Raw genomic sequence first — 12,034 nt, forward strand, 5'->3', positions numbered from 1 at the left:
AAGTAAGGCTGAATCTGGCTAATAACGGCACGGGCGCCCAATTATCAAGCCCATCCGGCCCTTTTGCGCAGTTTCCACGAAAAAAACTCAAAAAAAACGCACTCCGTGGAGTGCGTTTTCTGGAATGCGAAAAAATCTGAATCGGAGCAATCCCCATCACACCTGGATATTCATCACATCCTGGTAGGCGGAAACCAGCTTGTTGCGCACCTGGACCATCTCCTGGAAGGAAACGTTGGCCTTCTGCAGGGCGATCATCACTTCATGCAGGTTGGTATTGGAATCCCCGGCGGAGAAATCCTGAGCCATGGATTGGGCCTGTTGCTGGGCCGAATTGACCTGATCGATGGAATTCTTCAGCACCTGGGCGAAATCGGCCCCACCGGCCGACGCGGCAGCGTTATCCACCGACTTGGCGGCAGCGGTCCCTGCGGTGCTCCGCAGCTGACTCAACAAATTATCAATACCTTTGGTGTCCATGTGCTTCTCCAACAGTCACCAGCGTTATAGCAAAAGACAGGCCAACCTGAAAGCTATTCGTTCAAATAACCGGCCAAACGGTACTGCCTGAGCTTATGACGCAAAGTCCGCTCGGAAATTCCCAGTTTTTCAACCGCCAGTTTGCGGGAGCCCCCCACCGAGGCCAGCGTCTCGAGGATAAGCTCCCGTTCCCAGTCCTTAATACTATCGGCTTTTTTCCCGCCGGACTGAAGGGCTCCGTCTTCCTCGACCGATATGGCCTGGGGGGCCTGCGGCGCCAGCTGGGGCACCTCCATCATGACCGGAGGCGGCGGCACATAGGCCGGCGCCGCCGCGGCCGGAGCACCGGGACGGGCCACCAGATGCAGATGTGCCGCATCCACCTGGTCCCCGGGCGCCAGGATCAGGGCCCGCTGCATCACATTGACCAGTTCCCGCACATTACCCGGCCAGGAATGGACGCGCAGGGCCTGTTCGGCCGCCGGCGTCAGCAAGAGGCCGGGGCGGCCAGATTTGCCGCCCTGATCGGCAAGAAAATGCCGGGCCAGGGGCACCACATCGTCCGGCCTTTGCCGCAAGGCGGGAATCAGCAAGGGAAAGACATTGAGCCGGTAATACAAATCCTCGCGGAAGATGCCCTTGGCCACTGCCTCGGCCATGTCCCGGTTGGAGGTGGCCACCACCCGGATGTCCAGACGCACCGGCTGTTTGCCGCCGACCCGCTCCACTTCCCGCTCCTGCAGCACCCGCAGCAACTTGGCCTGCAGCGCCAGGGGCATTTCCGTCACTTCGTCCAGCAACAGGGTACCGTTCTGGGCCTGCTCGAACTTGCCGGCCTGGGCCTGATTGGCACCAGTGAAGGCGCCTTTTTCATAACCGAAGAGGGTCGCTTCCAGCAGGCTTTCGGGGATGGCTGCGCAATTGATGGCGACAAAGGGGCCTTTGCGCCGGGCGGAATGGTTGTGGATGTAGCGAGCCACCACTTCCTTGCCCACCCCGGACTCCCCGGTGAGCAGGACGGTGGCGTCGGTCTGGGCCACCCGGGCGGCCAGGGAAAACAGGTTGCGGGAAGCGGCATCCACCGCCACCACGTCGGAATCCTCACCCATGGCCGGCAGGCGGTAACGGGCCACATGCTCGAGCAGGGCCTTGGGCTCGAAAGGCTTGAGAAGGAAGTCGCAGGCCCCCGCCCGCATGGCCTCAACCGCACGGTCCACATCGGCAAAGGCCGTCATCAGCACCACCGGCAGGTGCGGATACTGGCCACGGATTTCCTTCAACAGGGTGATGCCGTCCATGGGCTCCATGCGCACGTCGCTGACGACAATGGCCACCGGCCGTTCGGCCAGGACCTTCAGCGCTTCCGGGCCGGAGGCTGCCGAGAGGACAGCCTCACCGGCCAGTTCCAGGGTATCCACCACTGCTTCCCGCAGGTTGGGATCGTCCTCGACGACCAGGATGGGCAGGTTGTTCGCCATCTGCTTTCTAGCTTTCCACGACAAATTGGCTTGCCGGCCCCGCCGGCAATTCCAGGGTAAATTCCGAACCTTCTCCGGGCTGGGAGCGGACACTGATGGTTCCGCCATGGGCCCGGGCAACACCGAGAGCAATTGCCAGGCCAAGTCCGGTTCCCTGGCCCCGGGTTGTAAAAAATGGCTCGAAAATCCGCGCCTGGGCTTCGGGGGCAATGCCAGGCCCGGTATCGCTGACGGCGATGTAACAGCGCCCTTCGCTTACCCGGGCCTGCAGCAGCACCCGGGGCGGGCGCTCGGTCCGCCCTTCCACCACCTGCAGGGCATTTTCCAGCAGGTTGGTCAGGGCGCCGGCAATGGCCTTGCGCGCTCCCATCATTATAAAGTCGCCGACCTCGGCCTCCACCCGGAAATCCACGCCATGGCGCTTCATCAACGGTTCCACGGCCTGCACTGCCTCGGTCACCAGCGCCGCCACCGGAATGGCTTCCCGGCCGATGCTTTCACCCCGGGCAAAGAGCAGCACGTCCTGGATCAGGCGCTCCAGGCGCTTCAACTGCTCCGTCGCCTTGTCGGCAAAGCGGGTCCGGGCCTCGGGCGCCAGTTCCGGCTTGCCCAGATTGCTGCTGTACAACAGGGCCGTGGCCAGGGGCGTACGCAGCTGATGGGCCAGGGAGGCGGCCATCTCGCCCATGGCCGCCAGGCGCTGATTGCGCTCCAGGTTGGCCTTCATTTCATGGGCATGAGTGATGTCGTGCACCAGGAGAATCTGGCCGCCGGCGGAATCCAGGGGGCTTTTGGCAATGCTCACCCGCCGGCTGCCGACCTGCCATTCATCCGGCGCCCCGGTGGGCACCAGGGCCTGGCCGGAGACCCGGGACCAGCCCTCGCCCACCAGATCCTGGCCGAACATGGCCTTGGCTGCCGGATTGGCCTCGGTCACCAGAAAAGCGCTATCCAGCACCACCACCCCTGCCGGCAGGGCATTGAGCAGCAAGGACAGACGCTCGGACAAAGCCTCCTTTTCCTTGTACTGACGCCGCAACTCGCCGTTGGCCACCGCCAGTTCGGCCGTCAGGGAGGCCACCCGGCCCTGCAGGGCATCGTAGGCCTGGGTCAGTTCCTGGGAAACCTGATTGAAAACGTCGAAGGCTTTTTGGAGTTCCTGGGCCTTGGCGTCCGGGCGCTCCTGCACGGGTTCCGGCAACGATGGGGACATGGGAAAGAAGGCGAGAGTTGATTGCAATAAGCGGATACAATATAGAATATTTCTTAGAAATTTTCGCTTTTTGCTTGATTAGTATCTGACTTCCCGGCCCAGCGCCCCTCCTCAGTCTCTGCAAACACATACTATCGATGGCGGCATCCCAGGACACTGTAGATACCACGGCCTCCCAGCCAGGCAACAAGATCAGCGAAAAACTTCGCGAAGCCCTGGGCCGGCTGACCAACCAGCAAAAGATCGCCCTCATGGTGGCGGTCGCCGCCATCGCCGCGCTCATCATGGGCACCATCCTGTGGAGCCGCCAACCCGACTACAAGGTGCTGTTCAGCAACCTGTCGGAAAAGGATGGCGGCACCATCATCACCGCCCTCGAACAGCTCAACGTTCCCTACAAGTTCACCGAGGGCGGCGGCGCCATCCTGGTACCCGGTGAAAAAGTCCATGAAGTCCGTCTGCGCCTGGCCTCCCAGGGGCTGCCCAAAGGCGGTGCTGTCGGCTTCGAGCTGATGGAAAACCAGAAGTTCGGCATCAGCCAGTTCGCCGAACAGGTCAATTTCCAGCGCGCCCTGGAAGGGGAACTGGGCCGCACCATCCAGTCCGTGGCCGCCGTCGAGTCCGCCCGGGTGCACCTCGCCATCCCCAAGCCTTCCGTATTCGTCCGGGAAGAACAGAAACCCACCGCCTCGGTCATGGTGCACCTCCACCCCGGCCGCACCCTGGAGCCCGCCCAGGTGGCGGGCATCGTGCATCTGGTGTCCTCCAGCGTGCCCCAGTTGCCCATGTCCAACGTGACGGTGATCGACCAGAACGGCAACCTGATTTCCCAGCTGAAGAGCAAGCTGATCGAGGCCGGCCTGGACCCCACCCAGATCAAGTACGTCCAGGAAGTCGAGGCCAGCGTCATCAAGCGTATCGACGACATCCTTGCACCGGTGGTCGGACCGGGCAACGCCCGGGTCCAGGTGGCAGCGGACATCGACTTTTCCCAGACCGAACAGACGGCCGAGAGCTACCGCCCCAACACCACCCCGCCGGACATCAGCATCCGCAGCCAGCAGACCTCCGAAACGGCCAACGTCAATCCGCCGGCCCAGGGCGTGCCTGGCGCCCTGACCAACCAGCCGCCGGTGCCGGCTACCGCCCCCATCACCTCGCCGCCAGTGGCCGGCCAGGCGACGGCCCAGACCGGCGCCACCAACGGCCAGCCGCCCCCGCCGGGACAGATCAACGCCGCCGGCGTGCAGGCCCCCATCTATTCGGCAGGCCAGCCCATCAACACCCGCAAGGACTCCACCATCAACTACGAGGTGGACAAGACCATCAAGTACGTCAAGCAGTCGGTGGGGGTGATCAAGCGGCTGTCGGTGGCGGTGGTGGTGAACAACAAGAAGGACACCGCCAAGGACGGCAAACCCACCACCCGCCCCCTGACCGAAGCAGAACTGAAGCAGATCAACGACCTGGCCCGGGAAGCCATGGGCTACGCCAAGGAGCGCGGCGACACCCTCTCCGTGGCCAATGCCGCCTTCACCGCCGTGGAGAAGGAAGACAACGAGCCGCCCCTGTGGAAGCAGCTGGCAACGCCGGAAATGGGCAAGGACCTCTTGAAATATCTGCTCATCGGCGCCATCGTTGCCTATATCCTGCTGGCTGTGGTGCGCCCCATTCTGCGCACCATGTTCCCGCCCCCGTCGCCGGAGGTCGAGGAGGAGGAAGGGGAAGAAGGCGAGGAGGACGTCGAGGTGGATCTCACCGCCATGGGCGGCGATCTCATCCTGGCCACCTACGAAGGCAAGATGCAGAAGGCGCGGGAAATCGCCCACGCCGATCCCAAGGCTGTGGCCAACATCATCAAGGATTGGATGGGCGTAAATGCCGGCTAGCGAAGATGGCCTGGAAAAGGCCGCCATACTCCTGATCGCCCTGGGCGAGGAAAACGCCGCCGCGGTGCTGCAGCAGCTCGGCCCCCGGGAAGTGCAGAAGCTCGGCCACGCCATGGCCACCCTGCGTACCGTGCCCCGGGCCCGGGTGGAATCGGTGCTGGAAGAATTCCACACCATCCACCACGAACATGCCGCGGTGCACGTGGATACGGATGCCTACATCCGCAATGTGCTGACCAAGGCCCTGGGCGACGACAAGGCCTCCAACCTCATCTCCCGCATCCTCCAGGGCGGCGAGACCTCGGGCATCGAAGGCCTGAAGTGGATGGATGCCAGCACGGTGGCCGACCTGATCCGCAACGAGCACCCCCAGATCATCGCCACCATCCTGGTGCACCTGGAGCACGACCACTCCAGCGAAATCCTCAGCCTGTTCCCGGAACGGCTGCGCAACGACGTCATCCTGCGCGTCGCCACCCTGGAAGGGGTGCAGCCGGCGGCCCTGAAAGAGCTCAACGACGTCATGCTGCGTCTGCTCTCCGGCTCCGCCAACATCAAGAAGTCCGCCATGGGCGGTGTCCGCACCGTGGCCGAGATCCTCAATTTCATGGGCTCGGCCAACGAAACTTCGGTGATCGACTCGGTGCGGGAATACGACCCGGATCTGGCCCAGAAGATCCTCGACGAAATGTTCGTCTTCGAGAACCTGCTGGACCTGGACGACCGCAGCATCCAGCTGCTGCTGCGCGAAATCCAGTCCGACTCCCTCATCCTGGCCATGAAGGGTGCTTCCGAGAACCTGCGCGAGAAGATTTTCAAGAACATGTCCCAGCGGGCTGCCGAAATGCTGCGGGAAGACCTGGAGGCCAAGGGCCCCGTGCGCATTTCCGAAGTCGAAACCGAGCAGAAGGAAATCCTCAAGATCGTTCGTCGCCTGGCCGACGAGGGCCAGATTGTCCTCGGCGGCAAGGGCGGCGAAGAGATGATCTAGCCGTAGAGGGACCCCCGAACTGCCATGACCGCCGGCTACATCCCGAAAGAAAAGCTGACCGCCTACGAGCGCTGGGAGCTGGCCGCCTTCGACGAGCCGGAGACGCCCCCAGCCCCCGAACCGGAGCCGGAACCGCCGCCCCCGGCCGAGGAGCCGCCGCCCCCGGCAGCCGAGCCGGAAGAGACCATTCCCTTCCCCACGGCGGAAGAGATCGAGCGCATCCACACCGAGGCCCACGAGGCCGGCTACAACGCCGGCTACGAGGAAGGCGCCGCCCGCGCCAAGGCTGAGGCCGAGCGCCTGGACAACCTCATTCACAGCCTGGCCCAGTCGCTGCAGGTGCTGGACCAGGACATCGCCGACCAGTTGCTGGGACTGGGCCTGGAAATCGCACGCCAGGTCACCCGCAGCGCCCTCAAGGTCAAACCGGAACTGCTGCTGCCGGTAGTCAGGGAAGCCCTGGCCGCCCTGCCGGTCAGCCATGCCCATCCGACCCTGACCCTGCATCCGACGGATGCCGCCCTGTTGCGCGAGCACCTGGGAGAACAGATCAGCCACGGCGGCTGGCGACTGCTGGAAGACCCGGACATGGAAGCCGGCGGCTGCCGGGTCCAGGCCGGCGCCAGCGACATCGACGCCACCCTGGCCACCCGCTGGAAACGGGTCCTGGAAGCCATCGGCACCGAGCAGGACTGGTTCCAGGGTTAAGCCCGGAGCACCCCCTTGAGCATCCCGCCCCCCTCCTCCCTGGCCGTGTGGCAACAGTTCCTGGCGAACTGCACCGAAGCGGCCGGCAATACCCATCCCCTGATGCCCGCGGGTCATCTGACCCGCATCAACGGACTGGTGATGGAGGCGGCCGGCCTCAAGCTGCCCCTGGGCAGTTCCTGCCGCGTCCTGCCTCCGGGCGGTTCGCCGGTGGAGGCGGAGGTGGTCGGTTTCAACGGCGAGAAGCTCTTCCTCATGCCGTCGGACGACGTCTATGGGCTGTCCCCGGGAGCCGCCGTGGTGGCCCTGGAAACCCCTTCGCCGCCCCCCCTGGTCGGCAAGCCGCCCCCCTTCCGCCGCCGTTCCGTGGACAAGGCCAAGCTGGTTCCGGTCGGCATGGGCCTTCTGGGACGGGTGGTCGATGGCGCCGGCCGTCCCCTGGACGGCCTCGGCCCCCTCCATGCGGAAGCCCTGCGCCCCCTGCACAGCCGGCCGGTGAACCCCATGTCCCGGGCCCCCATCAGCCGTACCCTGGATGTGGGCGTGCGCGCCATCAACGGCCTGCTCACCGTCGGCCAGGGCCAGCGGATGGGCCTCTTCGCTGGTTCCGGCGTCGGCAAGTCGGTGCTGCTGGGCATGATGGCCCGCTATACCGAGGCCGAGATCATCGTCGTCGGCCTGATCGGCGAACGGGGCCGGGAAGTGAAGGAGTTCATCGAGCAGATCCTTGGGGAAGAAGGCCGGCGCCGTTCCGCCGTCATCGCCGCCCCCGCCGACACCAGCCCCCTGATGCGCCTCCAGGGCGCCGCCTACGCCACCTCCGTGGCCGAATATTTCCGCGACCAGGGCAAGCAGGTGCTGCTGATCATGGATTCCCTCACCCGCTATGCCATGGCCCAGCGGGAAATCGCCCTGGCCATTGGCGAGCCCCCGGTGACCCGGGGCTATCCGCCCTCGGTCTTCGCCCGCCTGCCCCAGCTGGTGGAGCGGGCCGGTAACGGCCCGGATGGCGGCGGTTCCATCACCGCCTTCTACACCGTCCTGGCGGAAGGGGACGATCAGCAGGACCCCATCGCCGACTCGGCCCGAGCCATCCTCGATGGCCACATCGTGCTCAATCGCCAGCTGGCCGACGCCGGCCACTATCCGGCCATCGACATCGAGCAATCCATCAGCCGGGCCATGGTAAACCTGATCACCCCGGCCCAATTCGACCTGGTACGGCGTTTCAAACAGCTCTATTCCCGCTACCAACGCTCCCGGGACCTGATCGCCGTCGGCGCCTATGTCGCCGGCTCGGACCCCATGGTGGACCAGGCCATCCAGCTGATGCCCCTGCTGGAAAAATTCCTGCAACAGGACCTCTCCGACCGCTCCAGCATTGAAGCCACCCTGGCCATGCTGCAACAGATATTTCCAAGCATCGGCTAGTTTCCCTTTCCCCATACTCTAGAATGGGGAACATGGACTGGAACCGCCAATGACCAAGCCTTTCACCCTGCAACCCCTGCTGGAACTGATGCAGAACCGGGCCGACGAAGCCAGCAAGGAACTCGGCCGGCGTATTGCGGCCGAGCAGGACACCAAGGCCAAGCTGAACATGCTGATCCAGTACCGGGACGAGTACGCCGAACGCTTCCGCCAGGCCTCGGCCCAGGGCCTGAGCCCGGCAGGCTGGCGCAACTTCCAGGAATTCATCGGCCGCATCGATGAGGCCATCGCCCAGCAGCGGGTCGTGGTACTGACCTCGGAACAGCACACGGCCGCAGGCCAGGCCGAATGGCTGGCCCACCACCACAAGCTGAAAGCCATCGACACCCTGGCCGAACGCCATCTGGCTGCCGAACTGCAACGGGAAATGAAGCAGGACCAAAAGCAGCAGGATGAATTTTCGGCCCGCAAGGCCCGTTCCGATCAATCCGACGCAGCCTGACTCCCTGGCACGGGGATTGCTCATCCATCGACAGTTCCGATTTGCGGATGAGAGATAACCATGCCCAGCCCTGCCGTTGCCGCCCCCGTCAATATGCCTCCCGCCATGGCAGGGGCCGCCAATGCTGCCGCTGCCGCTTCTAGTGCCAGCAACAGCGGCGATGCATCGGCTTCGGCGGCGATCAATGGCCCGATTGGCGCCGATTTCGCCGCCCTGCTTCTGGCCCAGATGGGTACTGCGGTAGAAATGGTGGCGGGTGGCGACATCGCCGCCAATACCGAGTCCGCTGAATTGACGGAAGAAACAACCGACCCCACCGCCAACGCCAGCGACATGTCGGCATTGTTTGCCGCCCTCGCCTTTACGCAGACCCAGCCGACAACACCGGCAGCCCCGATTCTGGCCAAGGAAGCCGGCAACGGCCCGCTGACAGCGCCGGAACTCAAGATCGGCGAAGGCACCGGTAGCGCCAAGGGAGCCGACCCCCTGGCTGCACAAGCAGAGGGTGGAGTGCCATCCCCGGTCATCGGCGGTAGCGCTGCGGAGAACAGCGGCAACGATTTTGGCAACAAGCCTGGCGGCAAAGCGGCAAACATTGCCGCCTTCGACACCACACTGAAGCAAATCGAGGCCAAAACGGACATTTCCGCCCCCGTGCTGCCGGATGCGCCGCCGGCCGTGCATGCCGCCCATCAGGCCCACGGCAGCGCCAATACTACTTCCTCCGTGACTCAGGCCCGGGTCGACACGCCGGTGCGGGACCCGGCCTTTGGCCAGGAATTCAGCCAGAAAATCGTCTGGCTTGCCGGCCAGGACAAGCAGTCCGCCCAGCTGACCCTGAATCCGCCCCAGTTGGGACCGGTGGAAGTCAGCCTGAAGATCAGTGGCGACCAGGCCACCGCCGTCTTCTCCTCACCCCACGCCGAGGTGCGTGAAGCCATTGAAGCCGCCCTGCCCCGTCTCCGCGAAATGATGGGCTCGGCCGGTCTGGAGTTGGGACAGGCCAACGTCAGCAGCCAGTCTTTCCAGCAGCAGCAACAGGAACAGGCCGCCCAGAACCAGGCTGCTGCCTCCCGGGGCGGCAGCACAGGCGGTATACTTGCGGAAGGTGGCAATGAACCGGCTACAACTACAGGTACCGTGATTCGCCAGAGCAACGGCCTGGTGGACACCTTTGCCTGAGACAGACGGCCCTGCCGATAAAAACACGACCGCCAAAGCGGCATGACAAATAGAGGAGTCCACTATGGCGAAAGCCGAGGCCAAACCGGCCGCTGAAGGTGAACAGGCGCCAAAGAAAAAGGGCAAGCTGCTCATCATCATCATCGCTGCTGTCGTCCTGCTCGGCGCCCTGGGCGCGGGGGCCTTCTTCATGCTCGGTTCCTCCAACCATGATGAGGACGAAGAGGTTGCCGCCGATGCACCCAAGGCCAAGAAGAAGAGCGGCAAGGAATCCCCGCCCGTCTATGTGGCCCTGGAGAACTTTACGGTCAATCTGGTGCCCGACCAGGGAGAGCAGTATCTCCAGGTGGCGGTATCCATCGAACTGGGCGATGCTGCGGCCGGTGAGCAGATCAAGCTGCACATGCCCAAGCTGCGCAACAAGGTGATGCTGCTGCTGTCGAGCAAGAAAGGCTCCGACCTGGTTTCCAAGGAAGGCAAGGAAACCCTGGCCGAGGAAATGAAACAGGAAATGAACGGCGTTCTCGACCCTGCAGGCAAGGGCAAGGACGGCCCCATCAAGGAAGTGCTTTTCACCTCCTTCATCATTCAGTAGAAACCGGAACCCAATGTCCCAGGATTTCCTGTCCCAGGAAGAGGTCGACGCCCTGCTCAAGGGCGTGACCGGCGAAAGCGACGAACCGGAGCAATCCGGCGACGCCGAGGCCGGCGTTCGCGCCTACAACCTGGGCACGCAGGAACGCATCGTGCGTGGGCGCATGCCCACCATGGAGTTGATCAACGAGCGCTTCGCCCGTTATCTGCGCATTGGCCTGTTCAACTACATGCACCGCAACGCCGAAATTTCGGTGGGCCCCATCAAGGTGCAGAAGTACAGCGAGTTCATCCGCAATCTGGTGGTGCCGACCAACCTCAACCTGGTGTCGGTCAAACCCCTGCGCGGCACGGCCCTGGTGATCTTCGATCCCAACCTGGTGTTCCTGGTGGTGGACAACATGTTCGGCGGCGACGGTCGCTTCCATACCCGGGTCGAAGGGCGGGACTTCACTGCCACCGAGCAGCGCATCATCCAGGGCATGCTCAACGTGGTTTTCGGCGAATACGAGCGTTCCTGGAAGCCGGTGCACGAACTGAAGTTCGAGTACATCCGCTCGGAAATGAATTCCCAGTTCGCCAACATCGCCACCCCTTCCGAAATCGTCGTTTCCACCTCCTTCACCCTGGAATTCGGCGGCGCCACTGCCGACATGCACATCTGCATGCCCTATTCCATGGTGGAACCGATCCGGGACCTGCTCTACAGCACCATGCAGAGCGACCAGCTATCCACCGACAAGCGCTGGGTGGGCACCCTGCGCCGGCAGTTGCAGACGGCGGAAGTGGAGCTGGTGGCAAATCTGGCCCATGCCACGGTTTCGCTGCGGCAGGTACTGAAGATGAAACCGGGCGACGTCATCCCGGTAGTCATTCCCGAGGTCCTGAACGTGGAGGTCGATGGTGTCGCCATCATGGAATGCAAATACGGCCAGCAGAGCAACCAGTACGCTCTCAAGGTAGAACGATTCATCGCGGCGGATAACCCCGACGCCCCGCAGGGAGAAGCCAATGGCTGACGAAAACACCGAGAACCCCCAGGACGCGGCCGACGCCATCGGCGAAGACGATTGGGCCGCCGCCATGGCCGAGCAGGCCATCGCGGAAAGCACCCCGGAAACCCCGGCAGCCCAGCCGGCCGACATCTTCCAGTCCTTCGGCGGCGCCGATGCCCAGAGCGGCATGATGCGCGAGCTGGACATGATCCTGGACATCCCGGTGCAACTCACCGTGGAGCTGGGCCGGACCAAGATCACCATCAAGAACCTGCTGCAACTGGCCCACGGCTCCGTGGTGGAACTGGATGCCCTGGCCGGCGAACCCATGGATGTGCTGGTCAACGGCACCCTCATCGCCCAGGGGGAAGTGGTGGTGGTTAACGACAAGTTCGGTATCCGCCTGACGGACATCATCACGCCCTCCGAACGCATGCGCAAACTGGGCCGCTGACACCAGCAGCCACCGCTTCGGCGTCGAACCGCCCTCATCCACAGGTGAGCGGCGGTTTTTTATTTCCGGTGCATGGATTAACATAGCGGCCATCCTTACCGGGAATCCGGCCCTTCA

At 63.7% G+C, this 12,034-nt stretch carries 12 protein-coding genes; 9 read left to right on the forward strand and 3 right to left on the reverse strand.

Annotated elements, in window-relative coordinates; translation table 11 throughout:
* Positions 1 to 156 precede the first annotated feature (156 nt).
* Genes fliE through OEL49_RS05955 form a run of 3 tightly spaced genes read right to left on the reverse strand, consistent with a single transcriptional unit; the run spans position 157 to position 3,171 of the window.
* Complete coding sequence (fliE, locus tag OEL49_RS05945) at positions 157 to 480, reverse strand: flagellar hook-basal body complex protein FliE (protein ID WP_014236843.1); 324 nt, start codon at positions 478 to 480, stop codon at positions 157 to 159.
* A gap of 53 nt (positions 481 to 533) precedes the next feature.
* A complete protein-coding gene (locus tag OEL49_RS05950; protein ID WP_014236842.1) occupies positions 534 to 1,958 on the reverse strand; it encodes a sigma-54-dependent transcriptional regulator in 1,425 nt (474 codons plus the stop codon).
* A 7-nt stretch (positions 1,959 to 1,965) separates the two neighbouring features.
* Positions 1,966 to 3,171 (reverse strand): sensor histidine kinase, encoded by a 1,206-nt coding sequence (locus OEL49_RS05955; RefSeq protein ID WP_014236841.1) that lies wholly within the window; start codon positions 3,169 to 3,171, stop codon positions 1,966 to 1,968.
* A gap of 137 nt (positions 3,172 to 3,308) precedes the next feature.
* On the opposite strand from OEL49_RS05955, the gene fliF reads away from it, so the two are divergent.
* The 9 genes from fliF to fliN all read left to right on the forward strand — a co-directional run bounded on the left by fliF (position 3,309) and on the right by fliN (position 11,917).
* The gene (gene fliF, locus OEL49_RS05960) at positions 3,309 to 5,060 is read left to right on the forward strand and encodes a flagellar basal-body MS-ring/collar protein FliF (RefSeq protein WP_287874212.1); all 1,752 of its coding nucleotides are present in this window, start codon (positions 3,309 to 3,311) and stop codon (positions 5,058 to 5,060) included.
* Positions 5,050 to 6,051, forward strand: a complete 1,002-nt coding sequence (gene fliG, locus OEL49_RS05965; RefSeq protein ID WP_014236839.1) for a flagellar motor switch protein FliG — start codon at positions 5,050 to 5,052, stop codon at positions 6,049 to 6,051. Before fliF ends, fliG begins: the two co-directional genes overlap by 11 nt.
* 24 nt (positions 6,052 to 6,075) lie before the next feature.
* Positions 6,076 to 6,759: a flagellar assembly protein FliH gene (locus tag OEL49_RS05970; RefSeq protein WP_014236838.1), complete on the forward strand. Its 684-nt coding sequence runs from the start codon at positions 6,076 to 6,078 to the stop codon at positions 6,757 to 6,759.
* Between the two features lie 15 nt (positions 6,760 to 6,774).
* Complete coding sequence (gene fliI, locus OEL49_RS05975; protein ID WP_414635384.1) at positions 6,775 to 8,190, forward strand: flagellar protein export ATPase FliI; 1,416 nt, start codon at positions 6,775 to 6,777, stop codon at positions 8,188 to 8,190.
* 49 nt (positions 8,191 to 8,239) lie between these two features.
* The gene (gene fliJ / locus OEL49_RS05980) at positions 8,240 to 8,692 is read left to right on the forward strand and encodes a flagellar export protein FliJ (protein ID WP_014236836.1); all 453 of its coding nucleotides are present in this window, start codon (positions 8,240 to 8,242) and stop codon (positions 8,690 to 8,692) included.
* A gap of 60 nt (positions 8,693 to 8,752) precedes the next feature.
* A complete protein-coding gene (locus OEL49_RS05985) occupies positions 8,753 to 9,874 on the forward strand; it encodes a flagellar hook-length control protein FliK (protein WP_287874213.1) in 1,122 nt (373 codons plus the stop codon).
* Between the two features lie 64 nt (positions 9,875 to 9,938).
* A complete protein-coding gene (gene fliL, locus OEL49_RS05990) occupies positions 9,939 to 10,469 on the forward strand; it encodes a flagellar basal body-associated protein FliL (RefSeq protein ID WP_014236834.1) in 531 nt (176 codons plus the stop codon).
* 13 nt (positions 10,470 to 10,482) lie between these two features.
* Positions 10,483 to 11,487 (forward strand): flagellar motor switch protein FliM, encoded by a 1,005-nt coding sequence (gene fliM, locus OEL49_RS05995; protein WP_014236833.1) that lies wholly within the window; start codon positions 10,483 to 10,485, stop codon positions 11,485 to 11,487.
* Entirely contained in the window at positions 11,480 to 11,917 is a 438-nt protein-coding gene (gene fliN, locus OEL49_RS06000; protein WP_014236832.1) for a flagellar motor switch protein FliN, read from the forward strand. The genes fliM and fliN overlap by 8 nt, the downstream gene beginning before the upstream one ends.
* Positions 11,918 to 12,034: the final 117 nt, after the last annotated feature.

This window comes from Azospira sp., from assembly GCF_030247495.1.
In the GTDB taxonomy this organism is placed as follows: Bacteria; Pseudomonadota; Gammaproteobacteria; order Burkholderiales; family Rhodocyclaceae; genus Azospira; species Azospira oryzae.